General features: G+C 72.0%; 23 protein-coding genes and 3 pseudogenes. 16 read left to right on the top strand and 10 right to left on the bottom strand.

The features are described from left to right. Positions 1–231: 231 nt before the first annotated feature. Positions 232–549, bottom strand: a pseudogene (locus ACZ562_RS14920) (TetR/AcrR family transcriptional regulator); the annotation flags it as partial. Between the two features lie 206 nt (positions 550–755). On the opposite strand from ACZ562_RS14920, the gene ACZ562_RS14915 reads away from it, so the two are divergent. The 7 genes from ACZ562_RS14915 to ACZ562_RS14885 are packed head-to-tail and all read left to right on the top strand — an operon-like array spanning position 756 to position 8,218. Further along, a complete protein-coding gene (locus ACZ562_RS14915; RefSeq protein WP_471178161.1) occupies positions 756–1,226 on the top strand; it encodes a (2Fe-2S)-binding protein in 471 nt (156 codons plus the stop codon). After that, complete coding sequence (locus ACZ562_RS14910) at positions 1,223–3,592, top strand: xanthine dehydrogenase family protein molybdopterin-binding subunit (RefSeq protein WP_471178158.1); 2,370 nt, start codon at positions 1,223–1,225, stop codon at positions 3,590–3,592. Before ACZ562_RS14915 ends, ACZ562_RS14910 begins: the two co-directional genes overlap by 4 nt. Continuing rightward, positions 3,589–4,443 (top strand): FAD binding domain-containing protein, encoded by an 855-nt coding sequence (locus ACZ562_RS14905; protein WP_471178156.1) that lies wholly within the window; start codon positions 3,589–3,591, stop codon positions 4,441–4,443. Before ACZ562_RS14910 ends, ACZ562_RS14905 begins: the two co-directional genes overlap by 4 nt. Positions 4,444–4,458: 15 nt before the next feature. Continuing rightward, on the top strand, positions 4,459–5,334 hold the full coding sequence (locus ACZ562_RS14900; protein ID WP_471178154.1) for an AAA family ATPase: 876 nt from the start codon (positions 4,459–4,461) through the stop codon (positions 5,332–5,334). A gap of 5 nt (positions 5,335–5,339) precedes the next feature. Continuing rightward, complete coding sequence (locus tag ACZ562_RS14895) at positions 5,340–6,488, top strand: vWA domain-containing protein (protein ID WP_471178151.1); 1,149 nt, start codon at positions 5,340–5,342, stop codon at positions 6,486–6,488. Beyond that, positions 6,481–7,587, top strand: coding sequence for an XdhC family protein (locus ACZ562_RS14890; protein ID WP_471178812.1), 1,107 nt, complete (start codon positions 6,481–6,483; stop codon positions 7,585–7,587). Before ACZ562_RS14895 ends, ACZ562_RS14890 begins: the two co-directional genes overlap by 8 nt. A 10-nt stretch (positions 7,588–7,597) precedes the next feature. Then, the gene (locus ACZ562_RS14885) at positions 7,598–8,218 is read left to right on the top strand and encodes an SRPBCC family protein (RefSeq protein WP_471178148.1); all 621 of its coding nucleotides are present in this window, start codon (positions 7,598–7,600) and stop codon (positions 8,216–8,218) included. Positions 8,219–8,607: 389 nt separating this feature from the next. Here ACZ562_RS14885 and ACZ562_RS14880 read toward each other — a convergent pair whose 3' ends face one another. Next, the gene (locus ACZ562_RS14880) at positions 8,608–9,108 is read right to left on the bottom strand and encodes a metallophosphoesterase family protein (protein WP_471178145.1); all 501 of its coding nucleotides are present in this window, start codon (positions 9,106–9,108) and stop codon (positions 8,608–8,610) included. Between the two features lie 265 nt (positions 9,109–9,373). On the opposite strand from ACZ562_RS14880, the gene ACZ562_RS14875 reads away from it, so the two are divergent. Together ACZ562_RS14875 and rfbC are read left to right on the top strand one after the other, a co-directional pair. Beyond that, on the top strand, positions 9,374–11,332 hold the full coding sequence (locus ACZ562_RS14875; RefSeq protein ID WP_471178142.1) for a glycosyltransferase family 2 protein: 1,959 nt from the start codon (positions 9,374–9,376) through the stop codon (positions 11,330–11,332). 4 nt (positions 11,333–11,336) lie between these two features. After that, positions 11,337–11,939 carry a dTDP-4-dehydrorhamnose 3,5-epimerase gene (gene rfbC / locus ACZ562_RS14870; protein WP_471178139.1) on the top strand — a complete coding sequence of 201 codons (603 nt, stop codon included), beginning with the start codon at positions 11,337–11,339 and terminating at the stop codon, positions 11,937–11,939. On the opposite strand, the gene ACZ562_RS14865 is transcribed toward rfbC, so the two are convergent. From ACZ562_RS14865 to ACZ562_RS14840, 6 genes and pseudogenes are all read right to left on the bottom strand, one after another. After that, the gene (locus ACZ562_RS14865) at positions 11,929–12,735 is read right to left on the bottom strand and encodes a class I SAM-dependent methyltransferase (protein ID WP_471178136.1); all 807 of its coding nucleotides are present in this window, start codon (positions 12,733–12,735) and stop codon (positions 11,929–11,931) included. The genes rfbC and ACZ562_RS14865 overlap by 11 nt on opposite strands. Continuing rightward, positions 12,732–13,613, bottom strand: coding sequence for a dTDP-4-dehydrorhamnose reductase (gene rfbD / locus ACZ562_RS14860; RefSeq protein WP_471178133.1), 882 nt, complete (start codon positions 13,611–13,613; stop codon positions 12,732–12,734). Before rfbD ends, ACZ562_RS14865 begins: the two co-directional genes overlap by 4 nt. Beyond that, complete coding sequence (gene rfbB / locus ACZ562_RS14855) at positions 13,610–14,590, bottom strand: dTDP-glucose 4,6-dehydratase (RefSeq protein ID WP_471178130.1); 981 nt, start codon at positions 14,588–14,590, stop codon at positions 13,610–13,612. Before rfbB ends, rfbD begins: the two co-directional genes overlap by 4 nt. Then, positions 14,587–15,654, bottom strand: a complete 1,068-nt coding sequence (locus ACZ562_RS14850) for a glucose-1-phosphate thymidylyltransferase (protein ID WP_471178127.1) — start codon at positions 15,652–15,654, stop codon at positions 14,587–14,589. Before ACZ562_RS14850 ends, rfbB begins: the two co-directional genes overlap by 4 nt. 93 nt (positions 15,655–15,747) lie before the next feature. Next, the gene (locus ACZ562_RS14845) at positions 15,748–15,927 is read right to left on the bottom strand and encodes a hypothetical protein (RefSeq protein WP_471178124.1); all 180 of its coding nucleotides are present in this window, start codon (positions 15,925–15,927) and stop codon (positions 15,748–15,750) included. A gap of 195 nt (positions 15,928–16,122) precedes the next feature. Further along, positions 16,123–16,538: pseudogene (locus ACZ562_RS14840) on the bottom strand (ATP-binding SpoIIE family protein phosphatase); the annotation flags it as partial. 334 nt (positions 16,539–16,872) lie between these two features. On the opposite strand from ACZ562_RS14840, the gene ACZ562_RS14835 reads away from it, so the two are divergent. Beyond that, positions 16,873–19,017 (top strand): SpoIIE family protein phosphatase, encoded by a 2,145-nt coding sequence (locus ACZ562_RS14835; RefSeq protein WP_471178810.1) that lies wholly within the window; start codon positions 16,873–16,875, stop codon positions 19,015–19,017. Positions 19,018–19,116: 99 nt separating this feature from the next. Here the strand turns inward: ACZ562_RS14835 and ACZ562_RS14830 are convergent, their stop codons facing one another. Continuing rightward, the gene (locus ACZ562_RS14830) at positions 19,117–20,514 is read right to left on the bottom strand and encodes a S1 family peptidase (protein WP_471178121.1); all 1,398 of its coding nucleotides are present in this window, start codon (positions 20,512–20,514) and stop codon (positions 19,117–19,119) included. 187 nt (positions 20,515–20,701) lie between these two features. On the opposite strand from ACZ562_RS14830, the gene ACZ562_RS14825 reads away from it, so the two are divergent. From ACZ562_RS14825 to ACZ562_RS14800, 6 genes and pseudogenes are all read left to right on the top strand, one after another. Next, complete coding sequence (locus ACZ562_RS14825) at positions 20,702–21,115, top strand: PaaI family thioesterase (RefSeq protein WP_471178118.1); 414 nt, start codon at positions 20,702–20,704, stop codon at positions 21,113–21,115. Between the two features lie 85 nt (positions 21,116–21,200). Further along, positions 21,201–21,384 (top strand): annotated as a pseudogene (locus ACZ562_RS14820) (ATP-binding cassette domain-containing protein); the annotation flags it as partial. A 261-nt stretch (positions 21,385–21,645) separates the two neighbouring features. Further along, on the top strand, positions 21,646–22,653 hold the full coding sequence (locus tag ACZ562_RS14815) for a Ppx/GppA family phosphatase (protein ID WP_471178114.1): 1,008 nt from the start codon (positions 21,646–21,648) through the stop codon (positions 22,651–22,653). Positions 22,654–23,026: 373 nt separating this feature from the next. After that, positions 23,027–24,052 (top strand): iron-containing redox enzyme family protein, encoded by a 1,026-nt coding sequence (locus ACZ562_RS14810; protein WP_471178111.1) that lies wholly within the window; start codon positions 23,027–23,029, stop codon positions 24,050–24,052. Then, a complete protein-coding gene (locus ACZ562_RS14805; RefSeq protein ID WP_471178108.1) occupies positions 24,053–24,739 on the top strand; it encodes a HemK2/MTQ2 family protein methyltransferase in 687 nt (228 codons plus the stop codon). After that, positions 24,720–24,935 (top strand): CDGSH iron-sulfur domain-containing protein, encoded by a 216-nt coding sequence (locus ACZ562_RS14800; RefSeq protein ID WP_471178105.1) that lies wholly within the window; start codon positions 24,720–24,722, stop codon positions 24,933–24,935. Before ACZ562_RS14805 ends, ACZ562_RS14800 begins: the two co-directional genes overlap by 20 nt. A 658-nt stretch (positions 24,936–25,593) precedes the next feature. On the opposite strand, the gene ACZ562_RS14795 is transcribed toward ACZ562_RS14800, so the two are convergent. Continuing rightward, positions 25,594–26,028: a protease inhibitor gene (locus ACZ562_RS14795; protein ID WP_471178102.1), complete on the bottom strand. Its 435-nt coding sequence runs from the start codon at positions 26,026–26,028 to the stop codon at positions 25,594–25,596. Positions 26,029–26,129: the final 101 nt, after the last annotated feature.

The following is a 26,129-nucleotide window of genomic DNA, read 5'->3' as shown; positions in this document are numbered from 1 at the left end:
GACCGGCTACTGGTGGCCGTTCGACGGGGAGGCCCGACTGCCGCCCCGGCTGTGGGACTTCCTGGAGGCGGGTCCGCCGCCGTCTTCGTCGGGCTGGGCAGCGCGACCGTGCCGGACCCGAGCGGCTGAGTACCGACATCCTGTGCGCCGGGCGCCGGGCGGGAGTGCGCGGGGTGATAGTGGAGTACGGAGCGGAGGGTGGCCGTCCGTTGTCACGCGGCGGCACCCTGATCAGGTGCCGGCCGGACACCGTCCCGGCGGCTGGAGGATCGCCAGCAGCTGCCGGACCAGTTCGTCGACGACCTCGTCCAGAATCGCGTCGACCCATCCGGAGTTCCAGTCGTGGAGCAGGCCGTTGACGCTGCCGATGAACGCCGTGGCCGCGATCCGGTAGTCCCCCGCGGCGCGGCCTCACCGCGCGCGACGGCCGCAGCCGCCTCGGCGCACACGAGCTCGACCCAGCGGGAACGGCGCGACAGGCGCTGTTCCTCCAGACGTGGGCTCACGCCGATGATCTCGACGAAGGTTGATACGGACGCGGCGCGGATCGCCGCGCGTAGGCCACCTTCTCGCCGGCCGGTCCCCGCTCGACCTTGAAGACGGTGCGGCATGGCCGCGCCGGCACGGGCAATGGATCAATGCTCAACCAACCCGGCCGCAGCACTCGCCGCGTCACCGGCGCAGACATAGAGTGACGTACATCACGCTCGCCCAATGTTTCCCACTCCTCCGCCCGCACGACCTCAGGAGGGCATATGACCCGCATCTCGGTGAAAGTGGACGGCACGACGTACGAGGACGACGTGGAACCGCGTCTCCTGCTCGTCCACTACCTGCGCGACCGCCTCGGCCTGACCGGCACCCCGATCGGCTGCGACACCTCGAACTGCGGGGCCTGCACGATCGAGCTGGACGGCGCCGCCGTCAAGAGCTGCACCGTGCTCGCCGTCCAGGCGGACGGGAGCGAGGTGACCACCGTCCAGGGGCTGGCCCGCGACGGCGAGTGGACGGGGCTGCAGCGGGCGTTCCACGAGCAGCACGCACTCCAGTGCGGTTTCTGCACCCCGGGGATGATCATGGCGGCGCGCGATCTGCTGCGCGAGCACCCCCACCCCACGCCGGACGAGGTACGGCAGGGCCTGGAGGGCAACCTCTGCCGCTGTACCGGCTACCAGAACATCGTGCGGGCCGTCCTGGCCGCCTCCGAACAGGAGGTCCCGGCATGACCGACCAGGCAGTGGGACCCGAGGTCGGCCGCGCCCGGCCCCGCAAGGAGGACGCCCGTCTGATCACCGGGCAGACCAACTGGACCGACAACATCAGTGTCAACGGACTGCTGCACCTGGCGATCCTGCGCAGCCCGATGGCTCACGCCCGCATCGACCGCGTCGACGTGTCAGCGGCGCTGGAACGCCCGGGCGTCATCGCCGCGTTCAGCGGACGGGACGTCGCGGAGGCGATGGGCTCGCTGCCCTGCGCCTGGCCCGTCGCCGAGGACACCGTGGTGCCGGACCACCCGCCGATCGCCGTCGACGAGGTGCGGTACGCGGGCGACCCGGTGGCCGTCGTCGTGGCCCGGGACCGGTACGCGGCCGCGGACGCGCTGGAGGCGATCGAGGTCGACTACACCCCGCTGCCGGCCGTCCTGGACATCGAGGCGGCGCTGGCCGAGGGCACACCGCTGGTCCACAGCGAGAAGGGCACCAACCGCTCGTACGACTACCACGCGACCAGCGGCGACTACGAGGCCGCGAAGGCCCGGGCCGATGTCGTCCTGACCCGCCGCTACTACCAGCAGCGCCTCATCCCGACCGCGCTGGAGCCGCGCGCCGTCGTGGTCACCCCGCTCGCGGCGTCCGGGGAGTTCACCCTCTACTCCTCCACCCAGGTCCCGCACGTGCTGCGGGTCCTGCTCGCCGTCACCACGGGCATCCCGGAGAACAAGATCCGCGTCGTCGCCCCCGACGTGGGCGGCGGATTCGGCTCCAAGCTCCAGGTGTACGGCGAGGAAGTGATCACGCTCGTGCTGGCCAAGCGCCTCGGCCGGCCGCTGAAGTGGACCGAGTCCCGCTCCGAGGCCAATGTCGCCACCCACCACGGCCGCAGCCAGGTCCAGGACATCGAGGTCGCCGTGCGCCGCGACGGCACCCTGCTGGGCCTGAAGGTCTCGCTGCTGGCCGACATGGGCGCCTATCTGATGCTGCTCAGCCCGGGGATCCCGATCCTCGGCGCCTCCATGTACCCGGCGATCTACAAGATGGGGGCCTACGACTTCTCCTGTACCGGCGTCTTCACCAACCGCACCCCGATCGACGCCTACCGCGGTGCGGGCCGCCCGGAGGCGACCTTCGCGATCGAACGGATCATGGACGATCTGGCGGCCGAACTCGGCATGGACCCCCTGGAGCTGCGGCGCCACAACTGGATCCGGCACGAGGAGTTCCCGTACACCACGATCGCGGGGCTCACGTACGACAGCGGCAACTACGAGGCCGCCACCGACAAGGCGCTCGCGCTGTTCGACTACGACAAGCTGCGCGCCGAACAGGCGGACCGCAACCACCGGGCAGACACCGTACGGCTCGGTATCGGCATCTCCACGTACACCGAGATGTGCGGCCTAGCACCGAGCCGCTGGCTGGGCGAGATGCGCTACGCGGCAGGCGGCTGGGAGGCGGCGACCGTCCGGGTGCTGCCCACCGGCAAGGTCGAGGTCATCACCGGAACCAGCCCGCACGGCCAGGGCCATGTGACCTCATGGAGCCAGATCGCCGCCGATGCCCTGGGTGTCCCGTTCGAGGACGTCGAGGTGATGCACGGTGACACCAGGCTGGCGACGCACGGCATGGACACCTACGGCTCGCGCTCGCTCGTCATCGGCGGTGTTGCCGTCCACGAGGCGGCGCGCAAGGTGGTGGCCAAGGCCCGCAAGGTCGCCGCACACATGCTGGAGGCGAACGAGGCGGACCTCGAGTTCGCGGACGGGGCCTTCTCCGTCAAGGGATCTCCCGAGGCGCGCAAGACCATCCAGGAGGTGGCCTTCGAGACGTTCACCTCGCACGACCTGCCCGACGGCCTCGAACCGTCGATCAACGCCGAGCACGTCCTCGACCCCGACACCTTCTCGTACCCGCACGGCACCCACCTGTGCGCGGCCGAGGTCGACACCGAGACGGGTGCGGTGCACATCCGGTCGTACGTGTGCGTCGACGACGTCGGCAAGGTGGTCAACCCACCGATCGTCGAGGGCCAGCTGCACGGCGGCATCGCCCAGGGCATCTCCCAGGCACTGTACGAGGAGGCTCTCTACGACGCGGAGGGCAACCTGGTCACCGGCACGCTGGCCGACTACTTGCTCCCGGCAGCACCTGACCTGCCCGAATTCGTCACCGACCGCACCGAGACACCGGCCACCTCCAACCCCCTGGGCGTGAAGGGGGTCGGCGAGACGGGGACGATCGCCTCGACACCCGCCGTGGTCAACGCGGTCGTGGACGCCCTGCGCCCCCTGGGCGTCAAGGACATGCGCATGCCCTGCACCCCCGAACGGGTCTGGCAGGCGCTTCGGTCCGTGAAGGAGGCGTCGGCATGATTCCCCCCGCATTCGACTACGCCCGTCCCAGCAGCGTCGACGAGGCGGTGCGCACGCTCGCCGACGCGGGCGAGGAGGCGAAGGTGCTGGCCGGCGGGCAGAGCCTGCTGCCGCTGATGAGGCTGCGGCTCGCCTTCCCCGAACTCGTCGTGGACGTCAACCGGATCCCCGAGCTGCGGGGCGTCCGGGAGGACGGCGACACGCTGGTCATCGGCGCGCTGACCACCCACCACGACGTCATCGCGGATCCGCTGGTCAGACGGCACGCGGGACTGCTCGCGGCCGCCACCTCCACGGTCGCGGACCCGGCCGTACGGCACCGGGGCACCCTCGGCGGCTCGCTCGCACACGCCGATCCGGCCGCGGACCTGCCCGCCGTCGTACTGGCACTGGACGGCGAGCTCATCGCGCAGGGGCCGGGAGGCAGGCGCACGATCGCGGCACGCGACTTCTTCGTCGACTTCCTGCAGAGCGCGCTGGCGCCCGACGAACTGCTGGTCGAGGTCCGGATCCCGAAGGCGGACGGCTGGGGCTTCCGGTACGAGAAGTTCCACCGGGTCGCCCAGGCCTATGCGATCGTCGGCGTGGCCGCGCTGGTGCGGCGCGACAACGGGCAGATCGCCGAGACACGCATCGGCCTGACCAACATGGGCGCAACGCCCCTGCGGGCCCCGGCCGCCGAACAGGCTCTGACCGGCGCCGGGGATCCGGACGCCGTGGCCCGTGCCACCGAATCGGCAGCCGAGGGCACCCAGCCCTCGCGGGACACCGCGGCCTCGCCCGAGTACCGGGCCCACCTGGCGCGGGTCCTCACCAAGCGGGCGGTCCTGGCCGCCGCCGGAATGGGGTGAGCGCCGATCACGCGGATGGACGGCCCGGAGCAGGTGCGGGCCCGCCTGGAGAAGACGGGGTACCTCGTCGACGACGGGCTGGCCATCGCCTGTTTCCTGGCCCTCAGGCTGCACCGGCCGATCTTCTGCGAGGGCGACGCGGGCGTGGGCAAGACCGCGCTCGCCTCCGCCCTCGCCGAGGCGCTCGGCGCTCCCCTCGTCAGGCTGCAGTGCTACGAGGGCATCGACGCCTCGCAGGCCCTGTACGACTGGGACTTCCCGCGGCAGCTGCTGCATCTGCGGGCCGCCGAGGCGGCCGGCGTGACCGATGCGGAACGGCTGGAGAGCGAGCTGTACGACCGCCGGTTCCTGATCGCCCGGCCGCTGCTTCAGGCACTGCAGACGCAGCCGTCGGTGCTGCTCGTCGACGAGATCGACCGGGCCGACGACGAGTTCGAGGCGTTCCTGCTGGAGCTGCTGTCGGAGTACACGGTCACCGTTCCGGAGCTCGGCACCCTGCGGGCCGAGGTGCCGCCGGTGGTCGTGCTCACCTCCAACCGGACCCGCGAGGTGCACGACGCGCTGAAGCGGCGCTGCCTGTACCACTGGTTCGACCACCCCGGCTTCGCCCGCGAACTCGCCATCGTACGAAGGAGGTTGCCGGCCGTGTCGGCCCGGCTGGCCGAGCAGGTGACCGCGCTGGTGCAGGCGCTGCGCGCGCAGGACCTGCTCAAGCCGCCGGGAGTAGCCGAGACGATCGACTGGGCGCAGGCGCTCGACGCGCTGGGGGCGAGCGAGGTGGACGCGGAACTGGCGGTGGCCACGCTGGGCTCGGTGCTCAAGTACCGCGAGGACGCCGAGCGGGCCCGGGGGCTCGACCTGGCGGCGGTGCTCGCGGCCCGAGGGGCGTGACCGGCATGCTCACCTCGGACGCCGCCTTCCTCGGCTTCGCCCGCGCCCTGCGCGCGGCAGGCGTCGACGCGAGCACCGAGCGCCTGCACTCCTTCCTGCGCGCCGTGGACATGCTGCGGCCGAGGATGCGCGCGGACGTGTACTGGGCGGGCCGCCTGACGCTGTGCGGCAGCCGGGACGACCTGGAACGCTACGAGCGGGTGTTCGCCGCCTACTTCGGCTCCGGTCCGTCCTCGGACCGCCCGCGCCATGCCACTCCCCCGCCGCGCCTCCGGCTCGTCGTACGGGACACACCCCCCGGCACCCGTACCCCCCGGGACAGCGAGCAGCAGGTTCCGCCCGCCGCCGCGCTGGCCAGCTCCACCGAGGTCCTGCGCCACCGTGACGTCGCCGCCCTGGACGCGGCCGAGCGCGCACAACTGCGGCGGCTGCTGGCCGCGTTCACGCTGCCCGGCCGGACGAGGCGTACCGCGCGGCGCCGGCCCTCCCGCCGCGGTGACGTGGACCCCCGTCGCACGGTGCGCGAGATGCTGCGGCGCGGCGGGGAGCCCGCCCGGCTGCTCCGCCACGACCGGGCGGAGCGGCCGCGGCGCGTCGTCCTGCTGGTGGACGTCAGCGGCTCCATGGCACCGTACGCCGACGCCCTGCTGAGGTTCGCGCACGCCGCCGCACGCGGGTACCCCACAGAGGTGTTCACGATCGGCACCCGGCTGACCCGGGTGACCAGGGAACTGTCGCACCGCGACCCGGATCTTGCGATGGCCGCGGTCGCCGCGGCGGTGCCGGACTGGAGCGGGGGTACCCGGCTCGGTGAGCTGCTGCGGGAGTTCCTGAACCGGTGGGGGCAGCGGGGCATGGCGCGCGGCGCGGTCGTGGTGGTGCTCTCCGACGGCTGGGAGCGCGGTGACCCGGAGCTGCTCGCGGCCCAGATGCGCCGTCTGCACCGGCTGGCGCACCGGGTGATCTGGGCGAATCCGCGCAAGGCGCGCCCGGGTTACGCGCCCCTGGCCGCCGGGATGGCGGCGGCCCTGCCGAGCGTGGACGCCTTCGTCGAGGGGCACAGCCTGGCCGCGCTGGAGCGTCTGGCGGCGGTGGTGCGAGGGACCCCTGCGGGAAGGGGAGCCCCCCGCGGGAAAGGAGCGGATGGTGCGTGAGATTCTCCCGGTGCTGAGCGGCTGGTACACCGCCCGGGCACCGTTCGGGCTCGCCACGGTCGTCGCGGTCAGCCGCAGCGCGCCGCGCGATCCCGGCGCCGCGATGGCCGTGGGGCCGGACGACGAGGTCGTCGGCAGCGTCTCCGGCGGCTGCGTGGAGGGCGCTGTTTTCGAGCTGGCCCAGGAGGTCGTCGCAAGCGGGGAGGCCCGCCTGGAGACCTTCGGGTACAGCGACGAGGACGCGTTCGCGGTCGGGCTCACCTGCGGCGGCGAGATCACGGTCCTGGTACGGCCCGTCACACCCGGCCAGGACCCGTCGTTCGGCGCGGTCGCGGAGTCGGTCGGCGCCGGCCGCCCGGTGACCGTCGCCACCGTGACCGACGGGCCCGCCCCGCGCGGGGCCACCCTCGCCGTCTGGCCGGACCGGGTCTCCGGGACGCTCGGCGCGAGCGGCCTGGACGTGGCGGTGACCGCCGACGCGCGCGGCGAACTCGCCCTCGGCGCCACGGGCGTACGCCACTACGGGGCGCACGGCGAGCGGCGCGAGGACGCCGTCTCCGTGTTCCTGCACTCCTTCGCCCCGCCGCCGCGCATGCTGGTGTTCGGCGCGATCGACTACGCGGCCGCCGTCGCCCGCATCGGCGACTTCCTCGGTTACCGGGTCACCGTCTGCGACGCCCGGCCCGTCTTCGCCACGCCCAAGCGGTTCCCGCCGGGCGTCGAGGTGGTCGTGGACTGGCCGCACCGCTATCTGCACGGCACGGACACCGACGAACGCACGGTGATCTGCGTCCTCACCCACGACCCGAAGTTCGACGTGCCGCTGCTCCAGGAGGCCCTGCGCCGGCCGGCCGCCTACATCGGGGCGATGGGCAGCCGCCGCACCGACGACGACCGTACAAAGCGGCTGGTGGAGGCCGGTCTGACGGACCGCGAGCTGTCCCGGCTGCGCTCGCCGGTCGGGCTCGATCTCGGGGCCCGTACACCCGAGGAGGTCGCCGTGTCCGTGGCCGCCGAGATCGTCGCGCTGCGCTGGGGCGGCAGCGGCGCCCCGCTGACGGCGACGGCGGGCGCGATCCACCCGTCCACCCCGCTGTGAGGAGGAAGCCATGGAACTGCACCACGAGTTCACCGTGCCCGTCCCGGTCCAGGACGCCTGGCGGACGCTCCTCGACATCGAACGGATCGCCCCCTGTCTGCCCGGGGCGAGTGTCGAGGACTACGACGGCAAGACGGTGGCCGGCTCGGTTAAGGTCAGACTGGGCCCGATCACCGTCGCCTACAAGGGCACCGCCGTCTTCGAGGAGCAGGACGAGACGGCGCACCGGATGGTGCTCATCGCGAGCGGCCGGGAGACCCGGGGTCAGGGCACCGCGCGGGCCACGGTCACCGGCACGCTCAGCGAGCAGGACGGCGGTACGGCTGTGGCGGTGCGGACCGATCTGACGGTGACCGGGCGCCCCGCGCAGTTCGGACGGGGGCTGCTGGCGGAGGTGGGCGACCGGCTGGTGGGGCAGTTCGCCGCGTGCCTGTCCGAGAAGCTGACCGAGCCGGATGCGCCCGCGGCAAGGGATGCGGCGACGGAGGAGGGCTGGGAGGAGAACGAGCCGCTCGACCTGCTGCGCACGGCGGGGGTGCCCGTCGCCGTGCGGGCCGCGGTCGCGCTGGCGGCCGTCACCGGCCTGGTGGCGCTGGTCATGGCCCTCGTACGACGCCGACGGCGGCGCTGAGCCGGGCGGCGCCGCCGGGTCATGCCGGAAGCAGGGTGCTCGCCCCTCGCGACCGGCTCGGAGAGGGCAGCGGCAGCCGCAGGGCGAGACACCGGCCGGACGGACAGTTCGTCCCCAGGTGGCGGCCCGCAGCATCACGGTCCCGCCGTACGGCGGCGAGACCCGGTTCGGACGAATTGAGGAGTGTGGAACCCGTGCCCGCGGGGTAGTCGCCGCACGACGGGGAAAGCATGCATGTCTTCCCCCAAGTACCTCCGACCGGAAGGAGGTCCATGACAGCGCACTCACGCAGCGCCCGGGCCGCTTCCCCGAAGACGGAGCGGCCCGGATCTTGTTGAGTCACCCCCGCCCGCCGCGGCACGCGGAGAGCGGATGGCCCGAAACAGGCGCTACCGCTGAGGCAGGCGGTGCAGCAGTACGTCCGTGAGCCGGCCGTGGGCCGCGGTCGCCGTGAGGTATGTGCAGTGGGGCTGGCGCCGGCGGTCCGTCGGGGAGCCCGGGTTGAGCAGGCGTAGGCCGCCTGGCGCGGTGGTGTCCCACGGGATGTGACTGTGACCGAACACGAGCACGTCGAGGTCGGGGAAGCGGGCGGCGCAGCGCGCCTCCCGGCCCTGCGCGGGGCCCGTCTCATGGACGACCCCGAAGCGCAGGCCCTCCAACTCGGCGTACGCGACCTCGGGAAGGCGGGCGCGCAGTTGCGGCCCGTCGTTGTTGCCGTACACGCCGACCAGCCGTCGGCTGCGGCTCTCCAGCAGGTCGAGGGTGTCGGTGTCGACCCAGTCCCCGGCGTGGAACACAACCTCGGCGCCCGGAAGTTCGTCTAGCAGTTGCGGGGGCAGCTTCTTGGCGCGCTTGGGAAGATGGGTGTCCGACATGAGAAGGAGGCGCACGTCGTCAGCCTAGAGGCGGACCGGCGACTACCTGCTGCCCCACGGGTCACTCGTACGGTCGAACCTGCGAGAGGGCGCCGCCAGGTAAGGAGGGCGCGAGGGTGAAAGCCCTGGAACTGCTGGCCAAGACGCACGGCTGACGCTGCAGCGGAACCGTCGCGACCGGTGGTTGAGTGGAAGACAACACAACCGACGGGGTTAGCATCTGGCCACCCGCACCAGTCGCATCACCCACGGCAAGCCACCCAAGGGGGCCCGGAGCTCAATGCCGGTCAAGGTCAGCGTCATCGTTCCCGTGTACAACCCGGGAACCTACATCGAGGACTGCATCACCTCGCTGCTGAGGCAGTCGCTGCCCCCCGATGAGTACGAAGTGATTTTCGTCGACGACGGCTCCACCGACGGCACCCCCGCCCGGCTCGACGCGCTCGCCGCGGAGGAGCCCCGCGTGACGGTCGTGCACCAGGAGAACTCCGGCTGGTCGGGCAAGCCGCGCAACGTCGGTATCGCCGCCGCCCAGGGCGAGTACGTCATGTTCGTCGACAACGACGACTACCTCGGCGACGAGGCACTGGAGCGGATGTACGACTACGGGGTGGCCAACGGGGCCGACGTGGTCGTGGGCAAGATGGCAGGCCGGGGCCGGCCCGTGCCCGTGGAGCTCTTCCGCCGCAACCACCCGCACGCCACCGTCGAGAACGCCCCGCTCATCGACAGCCTCACCCCGCACAAGATGTTCCGCCGGGAGTTCCTCGACAAGATCGAGCTGCGCTTCCCCGAGGGCCGGCGGCGTCTGGAGGACCACGTCTTCGTCACGGAGGCGTATCTGCGCGCGGACGGCGTCTCGGTGCTCAGCGACTACGTGTGCTACTACCACGTCAAGCGCGACGACGCCGGCAACGCGGGCTTCCAGCGCTTCGACCCGGTCGGGTACTTCAAGAACCTCCGCGAGGCCCTCGACGTCGTCGAGCAGTACACCCAGCCGGGGCCGCTGCGCGACCGTCTCTTCCGGCGCTGGCTGCGCAACGAGATGGTCGAGCGGATGCGCGGCCGGCGCTTCCTCGCCCTGCCCGACGACGGCTACCGCAGACAGATGTTCGAGGAGATCCGCGACGTCGTCGTCGAGCGGTTCGGTCCCGGTGTCGCGGCCGGACTCCAGCCGACGCAGCAGGTCGTCGCCGCGCTGGTCGCCGCCGGCCGGTTCGACGACCTCGTGGGCTTCGCCGAGTGGGAGGCCGCCGTCAAGCCGACCGCGGCTCCGCACGACGTGCAGTGGCACGAGGGCTCACTGCGGATCGGACTCTCCGCCGAGTTCGTGGCCGGCAGGGAGCCGATGACCTTTCCCGCCGACGGGGTCGCCACCCCGCTGAACGGCGCGCCCAAGGACATCGACGCGGCGATCGCCTGGGTGGGCGCCGACACCGTCGCCAAGTTCGACAAGGCCACGGTGGACCTGCTGCTGCGGGAGCGCTCCAGCGCCGCGCAGTACTTCCAGCCCGTGGAGTTCACCCGGGACACCGTCCCGGCCGGGGACGACGGGCGCGTCCGCCTGGTGCTGCACGCGACCGCCGCCGTCGACGCCGCAGGCGCGGCCGCCGGCGCCCCTCTGGGCGCCGGCCTGTGGGACGCCTTCGTCCGCGTCAAGCTGGGCGGCTGGACCAAGGAGTGCCGGCTGGGGCCGGTACCCCGTGCCGGCCGGACGGCCGCGCCCGCCGGTGTCGTCGGCGAACGCATGGTCCTGCCGTACTGGACGTACCCGCAGGGCAACTTCGCCCTGGACGTCGACCGCGCGAGCAAGCGCCTCGGCCTGGCTCGCCTGACCCCCGACGAGGTCACCGTGTCCGACGGGCGGCTGCACGCTCCGCTGCCGCTGCACACCCCCGGCGACACCAAGGTGCTGGTGCGTTTCACCGCGCAGACTGCCCTGGAGGTGCCCGGCACCCTCTCCCCCGCCCCTGACGGCTCCGGGGCCCTGCTGGAGGCCGAGCTGCCGCTCGGGGGCCTGCGGGGCGCCACATGGCGGGTCGCGCTGAGCCCGGCCTCCGTCGCGGACGAGCCGCGCTTCCTGGCTCTGCCGATCGTCCTGCGCGTCAGGGCGGGCCGGGTGCAGGTGACACGGGCTCCCCGGGCCGGGCTCCTGCGCCGGCTGGCGCGACGGGCCCGGCGCACGCTCAGCGGGATCCTGTGGAAGACGGCAACCGGTCTCAAGACGCGAAGGGCGTGACGGAGTGCGATCACTGGGAATCGAGGGTGCCTGGGTGCTGGAGCCCAAGGTCTTCCCGGACGAGCGGGGCACCTTCCACGAGTGGTACCGCGGGGAGGAGTTCCGCGAGGCGACCGGCTACGACCTGGATCTGGCGCAGGCCAACTGCTCGGTCTCGCGCCGGGGCGTCCTGCGCGGGGTGCACTTCTCCGACGTACCCCCCGGCCAGGCCAAGTACGTCACCTGTGTGCGCGGTGCCGTCCTCGACGTGGTGGTCGACCTGCGCGTCGGATCCCCCACGTTCGCGCAGTGGGAGGCCGTGCGGCTCGACGACGACACGCGGCACGCCGTGTTCCTCGCGGAGGGCCTCGGGCACGCCTTCATGGCCCTCACCGACGACGCGACCGTGGTGTACCTGTGCTCCACCGGCTACGCGCCGAATCGTGAGCACGGAGTGAACCCGCTGGATCCGCAGCTCGCGCTTCCCTGGCCTGAGGGCATCGAGCCGCTGCTGTCGCCGAAGGACGCCGAGGCCCCGTCGCTGGCCGAGGCGGAGCGGTCCGGTCTGCTCCCCGCATATACGGACTGCTCCGCCTACTACGAGCGGCTGCGGGGCCTCAGCGGCTGACGTCGCTCAGCTGCTGCAGGCTCCGGCGCAGCGGCTCCCAGCCGCGGGACCGCTTGGTCCCGCGGTTGCGGGAGCGCACCAGCGGCGTCCAGAAACCCGCGTTCAGCAGCGTCTCCGGCTTGATCGCCGACGCCCGCTCCAGGACCGTCTCGGGCACCTTCTGCGGGTCGGGGACCTCGTACTCGGCGATGATCTCGTCGTACTTGTCCTTGAGGACCGTGTTGGACGGGTCCGCGCCGAAGACCACGAGCTGCCCGGTGGGCTGGGTGTCCACCAGGACCGTCACCAGGTCCGGACGGTGGCGGTTCAGGATCTCGATGAGCTTGTAGACGTCGCCGGTCCAGGCACCGGTGTGCCGGTCGCGGGCCGCCTCGTCCACGTTGCGCGGCAGCATGTCGTCGAAGACGATCACGCTGGCCCAGTCCGAGTGCTGCTCGATGTTGATGAAGTCGCGCAGCGCGTACTCGAACAGGTGCATGCCGTCGATGAACGACAGGTCGAGGGTGGTACGGCGCCAGTAGCCGAGCGGGCTGCGGCCCCGGCGCAGGTTGCGCAGGGGGTGGCGGCCGCCCTTGAGGTGGCCCAGCGGATTGCCGCGGGCGAAGAAGTCGTCGCTGGTGGCCTTGGCCAGATGGACGTCGCAGCGGATCTCCGTGACCACCTTGAACGCGGGGTCGATCGCGATGCTGGGCACCCGGGAGAGCGTCAGGCTGCGGCCGTCGTTGACGCCGATCTCCAGGTAGTTGCGGTTCGCGCTGGCCTTGTGGAGCCCCCGCAGGAACTCATGGCGTTTCACTGGGCAATCTCCTTGCGGATGTGAGGCAGTGCTTCGTGCAGGGCGGCCCGCCAGTCCCGCGGCGGGGCCATGCCGGCCTCCCGCCACCGGTCGTGCCCGAGGGCGCTGTAGGCGGGGCGCGGAGCGGGCCGGGGGAAGGCCTCGCTGCTGGTGGGGCGGACCCGGTCCGGGTCGGCGCCGACGAGCCGGAACACCTCCCGGGCCAGTTCGTACCAGCTGGCCTCGCCCGAACTGGTGGCGTGGAAGATGCCGTGCGCGCCGTCGTCGCGGCCGAGCTGCGCGCCGAGGACCGCGATCCGTTCGGCGACGTCGACGCTCCAGGTCGGCTGTCCGCGCTGGTCGTCGACCACGTCGAGGGTGTCCCGGCGGGTCTCGAGCTCGAGCATCGTACGGACGAAACTACGGCCGTGGACCCCGTAGAGCCAGGCCGTACGCACGACGGCGCTCGCGGCGGGGAGCTCCTCGAGGACGGCCCGCTCGCCGGCGAGCTTGGTACGGCCGTACGCGGTGCGCGGGGCCGTGGGGTGGTCCTCCGGGTAAGGAGTGCCGCGGGCCGCGCCGTCGAAGACGTAGTCGGTGGAGACATGGACGAGACGCGCGTCGTGCCCGGCGCAGGAGCGGGCGAGCAGCCGCGGGCCCTCGCCGTTGATCCGCAGCGCCCGCTCCTCGTCCTGCTCCGCGTCGTCGACGGCGGTGTACGCGGCGCAGTTGACCACCACGTCGGGACGGTGCTCGGCGAACGCACGCGCGACACTCTCGGGCCGTGTGATGTCCAGGGCGGCGTGGTCCAGGGCCGCGACCTGCTCGCCACGCCCTCGCAGCTCCTCGACCACGTCCCGGCCGAGCATCCCGCCCGCGCCGGTGACCAGCCACCTCATGCGTGCTCCCCGCTGACGCGCCGCTTGAGCGGCTCCCACCACTCGCGGTTGTCCCGGTACCAGGCGACGGTGTCGGCGAGGCCGGCCCGGAACTCGTGGCGCGGACGGTAGCCGAGTTCGGTGCGGGCCTTGCTCCAGTCGACGGAGTAGCGCAGGTCGTGACCCTTGCGGTCCTCGACGTAGTCCACCCGGTCCCAGTCCGCTCCGCAGGCCTCGAGGAGCAGGCCGGTGAGTTCCCTGTTGCTCAGCTCGGTGCCGCCGCCGATGTTGTACACCTCGCCGGGACGCCCCTTGGTGCGCACGAGGTCGACTCCCCGGCAGTGGTCCTCGACGTGCAGCCAGTCACGGACGTTGAGGCCCTCCCCGTAGAGCGGGACGTTCTTCCCGTCGAGGAGGTTGCTGATGAACAGCGGGATGACCTTTTCCGGGAACTGGTGCGGGCCATAGTTGTTGGAGCAGCGGGTGACCCGGACGTCCAGGCCGTGGGTGCGATGGTAGGCCAGGGCGAGCAGGTCGGACGAGGCCTTGGAGGCGGAGTACGGGGAGTTGGGCTGCAGCGGGTGATCCTCCGGCCACGACCCCTCGTCGATGGAACCGTAGACCTCGTCGGTGGAGACGTGCACGAACGGCCCGACGCCGTGGCGCAGCGCCGAGTCCAGCAGCGTCTGGGTGCCCAGGACGTTGGTGCGCACGAAGTCGGCGGCGCCGGTGATCGAGCGGTCCACGTGGGACTCCGCGGCGAAGTGCACGACCTGGTCCGCCGCGGCCGTCAGCTTGTCGACCAGTTCGGCGTCACAGATGTCGCCCTGTACGAACTCCAGCCGGGGATGGTCGAGTTCGAGGTTGTCCAGGGTGCCGGCGTAGGTCAGCTTGTCCAGCACCGTGATGTGCGGGGCGTCCGGTGCGTCCGAGTCGAGCAGGGTACGGACGTAACGGGAGCCGATGAACCCGGCGGCGCCGGTGACGAGGAGATTCATGAATGGATCTGCACCTTGCTGTGGTCTCCGAGAACGAGGCGGTGGGCACTGGGCACACTGGGTGCCGGGGTGACTTCTACGTGCCTGCCGATCAGTGAGGACTCGATCCTGCCCACCCCGTCGATCGAGGAGTCCCGCAGCACGATGGAGAACTCCAGCTCGCTGTCGGTGATCCGGCAGTTCTCCGCGACGGAGGTGAAGGGGCCGACGTAGGAGTCGCTGACCACGGTTCCGGAGCCGATGACGACGGGGCCGACGATGCGCGAGTTCACGATGCGCGCGCCCTTCTCGACCACCACCCGTCCGATGGTCTCCGACGCCTCGTCAACCTCGCCGTCGAGACGCGCATCCAGGGTCTCCAGGACGGTCCGGTTCACCTCAAGCATGTCGACGACGTTCCCGGTGTCCTTCCAGTAGCCCTTGATGACCGTGGAGCGGACGTCGGCGTCGATGTCGATCAGCTGCTGGATGGCGTGGGTGATCTCCAACTCGCCCCGCCAGGACGGCCTGATGGCGCGTACCGCCTCGTGGATCGCGGGCGTGAACAGGTATACTCCGACCAGGGCGAGGTCGCTCTTGGGATGCTCCGGCTTCTCCTCAAGCGAGACGACCTGCCCGCCCTCGTCGAGTTCGGCGACACCGAAGGAGCGGGGGTCGGGCACACGGGTGAGCAGGATCTGGGCGTCGGGCCGGTTCCTGCGGAACTCGTCGACCAGGTCGGAGATGCCGCCGACGATGAAGTTGTCGCCCAGGTACATCACGAAGTCGTCGTCGCCGAGCCAGTCCCGTGCGATGAGCACGGCGTGAGCGAGGCCGAGGGGCCGCTCCTGGGGAATGTAGGTGACTTTCAGACCGAACGCCGATCCGTCGCCCACCGCCTCCTCGATCTCGGCGGCGGTGTCGCCGACGATCACACCGACTTCGGTGATACCCGCCGCGGCGATGGATTCCAGGCCGTAGAACAGAACGGCCTTGTTGGCCACGGGTACAAGTTGCTTCGCAGAGGTGTGTGTGATCGGCCTCAACCGCGTACCTGCACCACCTGACAGCACGAGAGCCTTCATCTGCGTCACCTTAGCCCGTCTCGGGCGCAACGGGGGGTTTCACACGTGCGGCTTGTTTCGCTGCCGCCGGCGGGGCGGCGGCCTGGGGACTGGTCAGTCCTCACCTCGGACGATGTTCCACTCCGGACCCGATTCAGTCGTACGAGGGACACGCTCGTCATCGACGGCCGGGAGACAGGTCCGCAGGACGCCCTTGCCGCGCAGGCGACGGGCCCTGGACCAGCCCGTCTCGGGCCGGCGGGCGACAGGTTTCTCACTGGTCTGCGAGGTCACGACGCTTCATCTTCCTTCTGCGTCCGGTCCTGCCTCCGGCCCGCTGCCGGGCTGCGGGGCAACTTCTACACGTGCTGTCCGCCCGGGTCCCCAGCAACGCCCCGGGCAAACGCGCAGCCGGCGCCGGCCACGAGGAGACCGCCCGTCACGGGCCCGAACTCGCCCGTCCGGGGCCCCAGTTCGTAAAGGCCCGCGTCATGAGTCCAGCGCGATCTCGCTCCATACCTGCTTGCCACCGCTGACGGGCAGCGTCCCCCACGTCACCGACATGGCCTCGACAAGGAGGATGCCGCGGCCGCCGGTGGCGTCCCAGCCCAGGCTGGTCGGCTTGACGGGCGTGCGGGGCGAGGAGTCGGCGACGGCGACGCGCATCCGGCTGTGGACGAGGGTGAGGCCGCGGCGGACCCTGCCGTCGGTGTGCACGAGAGCGTCGGTGACGGGCTCGGAGACGACGAGCGGTCGGCCTGCACCGCAACCCCAAGCGGCGGGCCGCCGTCCGTCTCGGGGACCTCCGTGCCGCCGTCCGGGTGACGCAGCACCGGCGGCAGGTGCCCGGCCCGCACGTACCAGGCGGAGCCCTCCTCCATGTCCATGTCGACATAGCAGCAGGTCGGCGCCCTCACTGACCACGACCGCCGGCGCCCTCACTGACCACGACCGCCATTACAGCGCTTACGGGTCAGCCGCGCAGCCCCTGTGACCGTTCCGTGGGGTCCGTGCCGGGCCCGCGCTCGAAACCGGCCGGACACGGCTTCGCGCCGCCGCGAGCCTAGGCTGCGGGGGCATGTGCTGGGGGCACATGGGTACACGAAACACCTCGTCGCAGCGCGGCGCTCCTGTGCCGCTCGCGAGCCGGTTCGGTGCGCTCCGGCTCTCTCGCCGTGCGCGGCGAGCCGCCAAGAGGGAGATTTGTCCCTGGAACCCGTCGCGCGGCCGTGCGAGGAGGTGGTCGGCGTGACCGACGGGCAGGCACCGGCAGCCGCCCGGACGCGGGTCGGCCGGCCGCTGCTGTCTCTGGCGCTGGCCTCGATGATGGAGGAGGTCCACGCGCACTCGGGCGCGGTGTACCTGCTGGCGGCCGAGGAGCCCGTGCTGGAGATGGCGGTGATGGCCGGGCTGCCCCGGGCGTTCGCGGCGCCCTGGGAGCGGGTGGGACTGAGCGCGCCGATCCCGGTGGCCGACGCGGTGCGCGAGCGGCAGCTGGTCTGGGTCGGCGGCGAGGAGGACATGGCGGCCCGCTATCCGCGGATCGCCGTGGTGCTGCCCTATCCCTTCGCGCTGGCCGCGCTGCCGGTCGCGACCGAGTCCACCGCGTACGGCGCGATCTTCGTGACCTGGCCGGGCACCCATCCCCCGGAGCTGTCCGACCGGGAGCGTGACCATCTGACCGCGGCCTGCGACCGGCTCGCGAAACGGCTGGAGCGCGCGCTGGAGGAGAGCCGCCCACTGCCTCCCGAGCCCGATCTCATCGGCGGGTCGCCGCTGGGGGGCGTGGCCGGCACGCTGGGCACGGTGGAGGCGGCGCGGATGGTGGCGCGGCTGCCGTACGGACTGTGCTCACTCGATCTGCACGGCCGGATCAGCTTCGCCAACGCGGCCGCGGCCGAGCTGATCGGCGTCCCGGCCAGCAAGCTGCTCGGCACCCCGCTGTGGGCGGCGGTCCCCTGGCTCAACGACCCCGCGTACGAGGACCGCTACCGGGCCGCGCTGATCAGCCAGCACACCACGTCGTTCGTGGCGCTGCGCCCGCCCGGCGAGTGGCTGTCGTTCCGCCTGTATCCGAGTACGACCGGGCTCAGCGTGCGCATCAGCAGGGCCCGGGCCGTCGCGGAGATGAACCGGGCGGGGCCGCAGCCCGGCGACTTCCGTCCGCGGCTGGTCACCATCTCCCAGGTGCTGAGTCTGGCCGGTGCGCTGACCGAGGCGGCGGGGGTGCAGGACGTGGTGCAGCTGGTCGCGGACGAGATCGTCCCGGCCGTGGGCAGCCAGGCGCTGGTCGTCTTCGGATCCGAGGCGGGCCGGCTGCATGTACTGGGGCACCGGGGATATCCGGACGCGCACGCCGTGGAGCGATTCGACGGGCTGCCGCTGACCGAGCAGACTCCGGGCACGCAGGTACTCAAGACCGGGGTGCCCGCGTTCTTCGACTCCCGCCAGCAGCTGGAACACCTGTATCCGGTGCGTCAGGAGACCCCGGACGGCTTCGCGGCCTGGGCCTTTCTGCCGCTGATCGCCTCCGGCCGCCCGGTGGGGACGTGTGTGCTCGCCTACGCCGAGCCACACCACTTCCCCGCGGACGAGCGGGCCGTGCTGACCAGCCTCGGCGGACTGATCGCCCAGGCTCTGGAGCGAGCCCTGCTCTACGACGCCAAGCACCAGATGGCACACGGCTTGCAGGCGGCCCTGCTGCCGCACTCCCTCCCGTCCCTGCCCGGGATCGAAGCGGCCGCCCGCTATCTCCCCGCCATGCAGGGCATGGACATCGGCGGTGACTTCTACGACCTGGTGCCGACACACGGCGTGGCGGCGGCCGCGGTGATCGGCGACGTGCAGGGGCACAACGTGACCGCGGCCGGGCTGATGGGGCAGATCCGTACCGCTGTCCGCGCGTACACGACCGTCGGCCAGGCCCCCGGGGACGTCATGCGCAGCACCAACCGGATGCTCATCGACCTCGGTTCCGACATGTTCGCCAGCTGCCTGTATCTGCGGATCGATCCGGCGCGCGGGCGGGCCGTGATGGCGCGGGCGGGTCATCCGCCGCCGCTGCTCAGACGGCCGGACGGCCGGGTGCGGGTGCTCGACCTCGCCGGCGGCCCGCTGCTCGGCATCGACGGCTCGGCCCCGTATCCGACGACGGAGGTCGACCTCGCCCCGGGCTCGGTGCTCATCCTCTACACCGACGGACTGATCGAGGCGCCGGGCGTGGACATCGAGGACGCGCTCGCCGACCTCGGGCAGCTGCTCAGCGAGGCCGGGCAGCAGCCGCTGGAGGAGCTGGCCGACTTCATCGTCCGGCACAGCGTGGCCACACGGGAACGGCTCGACGACGTCGCGCTGCTGCTCCTGCGGGCCGGGCCGGAGGACTGACGCGGCTGCCGCCCGGGACGCGCCGACGGTCCGGCCCTCCCGCCGGAGGGCCGGACCTGAATGGGGTTCAGACCGATGCCGAAGGGTGGTGCCGCCGGGTCAGTGCGTCTGCGTCAGCCCGGAGTCGTCACCGGCGCCGGCCTCCTCGCCGCCGGCCTCTTCACCTCCGACTTCCTCGCCACCGACTTCCTGACCGCCGGCCTCTTCACCGCCGACTTCCTCGCCACCGACTTCCTGACCGCCGGCCTCTTCACCGCCGACTTCCTCGCCACCGGCCTCTTCACCACCGACTTCCTCACCGCCGACCTCTTCACCACCGACTTCCTCGCCGCCGGCTTCCTCGCCGCCCGACTGGTCGCCCGCGCCGCCGGCCGCGTCGCCCGCGCCGAGCGTGGCGCCGACCGCCTCAAGGGCGGTGGTGACCGGCTGGAAGAAGGTCTCGCCGCCGGCCGTGCAGTCACCGCTGCCGCCCGAGGTCAGGCCGATGGCGCTGCCGTCCTGGGTGAACAGCGAGCCACCGCTGTCGCCGGGCTCTGCGCACACGTCGGTCTGGATGAGACCGGTGACGGTGCCCTCCGGGTAGTTCACGGTGGCGTCGAGTCCGAGGACCTGACCATCGTTCAGACCGGTGGTGCTGCCCATCCGGAAGACCTGTGAGCCGACCGTGGCCTCCGCGGCCTGGGTGATCTGGACGGTCTGCCCGCCGCCGACGTTGACCTCGCTCGGGGCCTGGGTGGCCGGGTCGTCGTACTTCACGAGCGCGAAGTCGCCCTCGCCGGGGAAGACGGCCTGGTCGACGGTGGCGATCGGCTGGCCGTCCTGCGCGTCCGACCACTGCTCGGCGGCGACACCGCAGTGGCCGGCGGTGAGGAACGCGGGAGAGCCGTCGCCCGCGGTGACGTTGAAGCCGAGGGAGCAGCGGGCGCCGCCGGCGAAGATGGCGTCGCCGCCGGAGACGAAGGTCTTGAAGGTACCGGCGGACTTCTTGACGGTCGCCATGCCGGAACCGAGGCTCTCGACGGTCGACTCCAGCCGGTCCCACTTGGCGCCGGTGACCGTGCTGTCGGCGGTGACCAGGATCTTGTTCGTCTTGGGGTCCACCGCCCAGGCGGTGCCCGGTATGGTCGCCTTCGCCTTCAGGGTCTGCGCGCCGGTGGCGAGTTCGGCGAGGCTGTTGTCGACCTCTCGGACGGCCGCACCCGCCTTCTTCGCCTGGACGATCACGTTGTTGTCGTCGCCCGGTACGACGTTGACGACGAGCTGCTGGTTGCCGGCGTCGTAGTAGGAGCCCGCGAAGGCGTCGCCGAGCAGGTCCTGGAGCTGCGAGGCGAGATCCGAGGCGTCCGTCGCCTTCAGGGTCCTGGGGGCGCCAGCGGCGTCCGACGCGCCGTCCTGGGAGGCGTTGGCGTTCGGGAGCAGCAGAGCGGCCGCTCCGAGCGCTGCAACGCTGCCCGCCGCGATCGCGGCCTTGCGCTTCGGAATTCGCTTGTGACTCAAACTTCTCGACCTCCTGGGGGGACCGGAGTCTGTGCCGCCGTTCGGCAGCTGTGGGGGGGCGCCTGGATGGCTGTTGGTACGCACGGCCCGCGTGGTGCGTTCAATTCCGTTTGCCAACTCGCTTTGCGAAACGCCGAATCGGCCACTACCCGGGTCCGACGGTCCGGGGCCGGGAAGAATCCCCCATATGACGATGACCACCGCCGAAGCCGACAAGATCCTCTCCGACAACTTCGCCCCTTGGGTTCTCGCCCTGGGGCTGCGGGTCGAGGCACTGGGAGACGACCATGCGATCCTGCGGCTTCCCTGGTCAGCGGGGCTGGCCCGGGAGGGCGGCGCGCTGTCGGGGCAGGCTCTGATGGCCGCCGCCGACACCGCCACCGTGATCGCCGTGTCGGCCGCCCGGGGCGGCTACGGACCGATGACGACAGTGCAGCAGTCCACGTCGTTCCAGCGCGCGGTGACCGGTTCGGATGTCCTGATCCGAGCGGTGATCACCAAGCTGGGCCGCCGCATGGCGTTCGCCGACATCACCATGACCGACGAGGATTCGGGCCACATCGCGGCGCGGTCGAGCACGGTGTACGCACTCCTTGGCTGACACGGTCGGCTACCGGCCGCCAGCTCGGCGGTACAGAGGTGTGAAGGTCACCAACACTCGGCCGGGTCCGCTGTCCGGGGCGGTCGAGGCGCGCCGGCTCGCCGAGGACATCGGGCGGATGCCGATGGGCCTGCACACGATCGTCTCCGGCAGCGGTGCGGTCTCCGGCGGCCGGCGCCAACGCCTCATGATCGCCCAGGCGCTGATCCGCCGCCCACGCATCCTCTTCCTCGACGAGGCGACCAGCGCCCTCGACAACTCCCGCCAGTCGGGAGTGACTTCCCACGTCCGAGGGGCCGCCGTCAGCAGGGAGACGGCGGCCGCTCATCGCTGTCACGGTGACGGCATGCGCAAGTCGTCGGCGGCACTCGGCACGTCGCTGTTCCTCGTACTCGCCCCCGGCACCGTCGTCGTACTGCTGCCGTGGGGAACGCTACCGGCACCCCGTGCCGGGCTGGTGGCCGCGGCTCACCCCCTGGCACTCCGAGTGATGCTGTTGAGACGCCCCGTAAACGGGTACTCACGGGTCCATGCGAATCAGCGTGGTGGACGTGGGGTCGAACACGGTCAGACTGGTCGTGGCGGACGCGGAGGGCGGGGTGCCACTGCCGGTGCACACCGCCAAGTGGCGTCTGAGGCTGTCGGATCAGGTGCGGCCCGGGGAACCGATTCCCGAAAAGGCCGTGGAGCGGCTCGTCGACGCGGTCGCCGAGGCGAACAGAACCGCGACCCGCTGGGGAGCGGCCGGCCCCCTGGCCTTCGCGACCGCGGTGGTGCGCAGCGCACCCAACCGGCAGGAGGTGCTGCGCACCGTCCGGACCCGGACCGGGGTCGGCCTGTGCACCCTGCCGGGCGAGGTGGAGGCCGAGCTCACGTTCCTCGGGGCCCGGCGCTGGATGGGCTGGCGGTCGGGGCCGCTCGCCCTGCTGGACATCGGCGGCGGCTCACTCGAGGTGGCCTTCGGGCGCGGCCGGGCAGCGGACTTCGTGGCCTCGCTGCCGCTCGGCGCGGGCCGGCTCACCCACGAGTTCTTCGAGGGCCAGGATCCGCCGCCGCCCGAGCTGGTACGGGCGCTGCGCCGCAAGGTCCGCCATCAACTCCGTGACGTGGCGGCGCGGATCCGCTGGGAGGGACCGCGTACGGCGGTGGTCACCTCTCGTACCTTCCAGCAGCTGGGACGGCTGTGCGGTGCCCCGCCGGGGCGTCACGGCCCCTTCGTGGAGAGGCGGTTGCACCGCTCGGACCTGGGTGCGGCGATCGTCCGGCTGGCCGCCCTGCCCGCCGCCGAGCGTGCGCTGCTGCCCGGCATCTCCGCACCGCGTGCCGCGCAGAGCCTGGCCGGCGCGGTGGTCGGTCACACCGCGATGAAGCTGACCGGCCTCGAGACGGTCACGATCTGCCCCTGGGCGATCCGTGAGGGCGTTCTGCTGCGCCACATCGAGGACGGCGCGTCCTGGTGGGCGGAGATCAACCGCCGCAACGAGGAGCCCGCTCTCCGTGATCCCGTGCCCCTGCGCATCGCCACCACGACGAGCTGAACCAGAAGAACGGAAGAACGGAAGAACGGACGGAAGGCACCAGAAGTCCACGAGGTCGAGGACGCGGAGAACGGAACCCGGGAGCCGTCCGGGCAGCGGCGCCGCACGGGCGAGGCCGCGGAGGCCATCACCCCCAGCCACGCGCGCCCAGGAGAGTCCCTGGGCGGGTGAGCCGGGCGCGCCGACGGCGCGGGCGGGCCGTGCGGTGCGGTGCGGTGCGGTGCGGTTACACGCGACCGCCTTGTCGTCGACGTGGTCGGGGCACCCCCGGTGCCTCGGCAGGTCCACGGATTCCGGCGATGGGAACCCGGGTGCCGGCGGGCCGTCCGGCGATCGTGCGGGTGGCCCACCGGCACCCGGGTACCCGGTTGCCATGACGCGCGACCGTCGAGGACCACGGCTGCCGTCCGCGCGAGGCCCGGTCTCCGCCGCGGTGGCGCGGTACCTGCTGGACACCGGGGCGCTGCCGGGCCACGAGGACGTCGCCCGGGCGGCCGTCTACGGCGACGACGTCCAGCTCGCCCTGTACGTCTGTTACGAGCTGCACTACCGCGGTTTCGCGGGCGTGTCCCCGGACCGTGAGTGGGACCCGGGCCTGCTGCGTACCCGCGCCGCCCTCGAGCACCGCTTCCTGTCCGCCCTGCGCGCGGACACCCCGGTCCACGACAGCGTCGAGGACGCACTCGCGGACCTCCTCGTCGAACCGGCCGACGGCAAGGGTGTCTCCCACTACCTGCGCGACGAGGGCGAGCTGTGGCAGGTGCGCGAGTACGCGGCGCAGCGTTCCCTGTACCACCTCAAGGAGGCCGACCCGCACGCCTGGGTGCTGCCGCGGCTGTGGGGCAGGGCCAAGGCCGGGATGGCGGCGGTGGAGTTCGACGAGTACGGCGGCGGCCGGCCCGACCGCGTGCACGCCCGCCTGTTCGCCGACCTGATGGCGGATCTGGGTCTGGACACGACGTACGGGCACTACCTCGACGCGGGGTCGGCGGAGGCACTGGCCACGGTGAACCTCATGTCCCTCTTCGGTCTGCACCGGGCCCTGCGGGGCGCCCTGGTGGGTCACTTCGCCGCGGTCGAGATCACCTCGTCGCCCGGATCCCGGCGGCTGGCGGAGGCCATGCGCCGCACGGGGGCCGGGCCCGCCGCCGAGCACTTCTACGACGAGCACGTGGAGGCCGACGCGGTGCACGAACAGGTCGTACGCCACGACGTCATCGGCGGTCTGCTCGCCGAGGAGCCGCATCTCGCCCCCGACGTCACGTTCGGCCTCGACGCGACCGGGCACGTCGAGGCCCGGTTCGCCGCACGCCTGCTCACCGACTGGCGCGCGGGCAGGTCGTCCCTGCGCACGCCTCTCACCTCCCCTCAGGGTTCCGAAATTCATCATATTTCCTGAATGCCGGGGTACTGGAGCGGGGTGAATCACCTGGAACCGCCCCTGTCGCCGCCCGGTGTCTACCCTCCGCAGGAGGACACCGCCCTGCTGGCCGGGGCCCTGTCCGAAGAGCCGCTCCCGCCGGGCGCGGACGTCCTCGACGTGGGGACCGGGACCGGCGCGCTGGCTCTGGAGGCCGCGCGCCGCGGAACCCGGGTGACCGCGGTGGACGTGTCCTGGCTCGCGGTGTGCACGGCATGGCTGAACGCATGGCTGGCCGGGGTACCGGTCCGCGTCCGGCACGGCAACCTCTTCGAGGCCGTGCGGGACCGGTCGTACGATCTCATCCTCAGCAACCCGCCGTACGTGCCGGCGCCGACGGCCGCGCGCTCCCCGCGCGGTCCGGCCCGGGCGTGGGACGCGGGCCGCGACGGGCGGTTCGTCCTGGACCGGATCTGCGGGGAGGCTCCGGGGCTGCTGCGGCCCGGAGGAGTGCTTCTGATCGTGCACTCGGCGCTCAGCGACCCCGACCTGACGGTCGGCCATCTGCGGGCGGGCGGCCTGAAGGCCGCCGTGACCCGGCGCAGCCGGATCGACTTCGGTCCGGTGCTGCGAGCCAGGGCCGGCTGGCTGCGTGAGCGAGGTCTGCTGACCCCCGCTGAGAAGAAGGAAGAGCTGGTGGTCGTCCGTGCCGAACTCCCCTGCTGACCCGCCTCGCCGGATCAAGGTCCAGCGCCGGGGCCCGCTGCTGGTGGAGGGCCCGGTGGAAGTGGAACTGGAGGACGGGACCACGGTCTCCTCCGACCGCTTCCGGGTGGCCCTGTGCACCTGTCGCCGCAGCCGGCGCTATCCGTGGTGCGACACCAGCCACCGGGACAAAAGCCGCGGAAGTCAAGCCAGTTGACCGGTATTCACCAAGTCGGCGAAGCAGGTCTTGTGCACCGTCTGGCATGGATGGTCTGCCGCGGCCTGGGGTGACTACCGAGATCGAATACGCCCCTGCCGAGGAGGCACGGACGTGCCGCCGGACGCCGTCGACCGCCCCCTTCAACCGCGCGAAGGCAAGGCCGCGGACGCCTCCGGATCGGGGTCGCCCGCGGTGAACCCCCATGCCCGCACGCGCCGGAGCGGCCGCTTCACCGTGGTCGAGGCGGCACGGCGAGATCGACATCGCGACCGCCGGACCGCGCGCGAAGCATCTGGACGCCGCGACCGGGAGGCCGGAGCCTGACGTACGGGTCGATCTGCGGCATGTGGACTTCTTCGACTGCTCGGGGCTGCGGGTGCCGGGCCGAGTCACGGGCCGGACAGCGCGGCGGCCGGCTGCGGATCGCATGCGAGACACCGCACATCCGCCGACTGCCCCGCGCCGCGGGACGGCTGCGTCGCCTTCCGCCACTGCCCCGGATTCCCGGGGAGCGGGAATGACCCGGGGTACCGGCGGGCGGCCCCACTCCGCCCGCCGGCCCCCGGTACGAGATCGCACGGCCCCGTGACAGGGCTCGCACTCCCCATCTGCGGGCCTCTTCGGTTGTTCACGGGGACCGCGCGATCCCGGTCCCTCAGAACGCGAAGACGCTCACCGCGAGGGAGCCCTTCACGCACTCGTTGGCGAAGGTGCGCTCATAGGAGACGCGCTGGCCCCGCCAGACGCCGTCCACCGTGACGACCACGGGGTCGTACTCCTTGGTGCACAGCACGTCGTTCTTGGCCGTCAGCGCGTCGAAGTCGCCCTCGGCGCTCCGCAGTTCGGCGCAGGCCAGGACCGGGTCCGGATGGGTACCGGAGGCCGTGGGGGCGCAGTTCAGGGTGACCGCCCGTTCGGGGGTGGCGAGGGCCGCGCTGTCGCCGTGGCCCATGGTGAGCACCAGGGCCGACGGGGCGTAGAGCGAAGCCGGTGCGGCGGCGGGCGTGGCGAGGGCGGCCCCGGTGAGGGGTCCGCAGACGGTGGCGGCCGTGAGGCCGAGGGTCGCTGCCCAGCGCGCGGTGTTCCGCATTGTGTGCATCCTTCCGCTGATTCGGGGGTGTGCCGCATCCGGCCGGGTTGGTGCCCGGAGCGGCGAGCGCGAGTCTGCCGAGTCCGCCGCCGAAACTCACA

It is taken from the genome of Streptomyces sp. NPDC040410, assembly GCF_055595715.1.
The sequence above is the reverse complement of the archived record's forward strand: the minus strand, read 5'-3'. Positions and strand labels throughout refer to the sequence as shown.

Bases quoted from the DNA above. Each gene is read 5' to 3' on its own strand.
- ACZ562_RS14915 (WP_471178161.1), top strand. From the start codon at position 756: ATGACCCGCATCTCGGTGAAAGTGGACGGCACGACGTACGAGGACGAC.
- ACZ562_RS14910 (WP_471178158.1), top strand. From the start codon at position 1,223: ATGACCGACCAGGCAGTGGGACCCGAGGTCGGCCGCGCCCGGCCCCGC.
- ACZ562_RS14905 (WP_471178156.1), top strand. From the start codon at position 3,589: ATGATTCCCCCCGCATTCGACTACGCCCGTCCCAGCAGCGTCGACGAG.
- ACZ562_RS14900 (WP_471178154.1), top strand. From the start codon at position 4,459: ATGGACGGCCCGGAGCAGGTGCGGGCCCGCCTGGAGAAGACGGGGTAC.
- ACZ562_RS14895 (WP_471178151.1), top strand. From the start codon at position 5,340: ATGCTCACCTCGGACGCCGCCTTCCTCGGCTTCGCCCGCGCCCTGCGC.
- ACZ562_RS14885 (WP_471178148.1), top strand. From the start codon at position 7,598: ATGGAACTGCACCACGAGTTCACCGTGCCCGTCCCGGTCCAGGACGCC.
- ACZ562_RS14875 (WP_471178142.1), top strand. From the start codon at position 9,374: ATGCCGGTCAAGGTCAGCGTCATCGTTCCCGTGTACAACCCGGGAACC.
- rfbD (WP_471178133.1), bottom strand. From the start codon at position 13,613: ATGAGGTGGCTGGTCACCGGCGCGGGCGGGATGCTCGGCCGGGACGTG.
- rfbB (WP_471178130.1), bottom strand. From the start codon at position 14,590: ATGAATCTCCTCGTCACCGGCGCCGCCGGGTTCATCGGCTCCCGTTAC.
- ACZ562_RS14850 (WP_471178127.1), bottom strand. From the start codon at position 15,654: ATGAAGGCTCTCGTGCTGTCAGGTGGTGCAGGTACGCGGTTGAGGCCG.
- ACZ562_RS14825 (WP_471178118.1), top strand. From the start codon at position 20,702: ATGACGATGACCACCGCCGAAGCCGACAAGATCCTCTCCGACAACTTC.
- ACZ562_RS14815 (WP_471178114.1), top strand. From the start codon at position 21,646: ATGCGAATCAGCGTGGTGGACGTGGGGTCGAACACGGTCAGACTGGTC.
- ACZ562_RS14810 (WP_471178111.1), top strand. From the start codon at position 23,027: ATGACGCGCGACCGTCGAGGACCACGGCTGCCGTCCGCGCGAGGCCCG.
- ACZ562_RS14805 (WP_471178108.1), top strand. From the start codon at position 24,053: ATGCCGGGGTACTGGAGCGGGGTGAATCACCTGGAACCGCCCCTGTCG.
- ACZ562_RS14795 (WP_471178102.1), bottom strand. From the start codon at position 26,028: ATGCGGAACACCGCGCGCTGGGCAGCGACCCTCGGCCTCACGGCCGCC.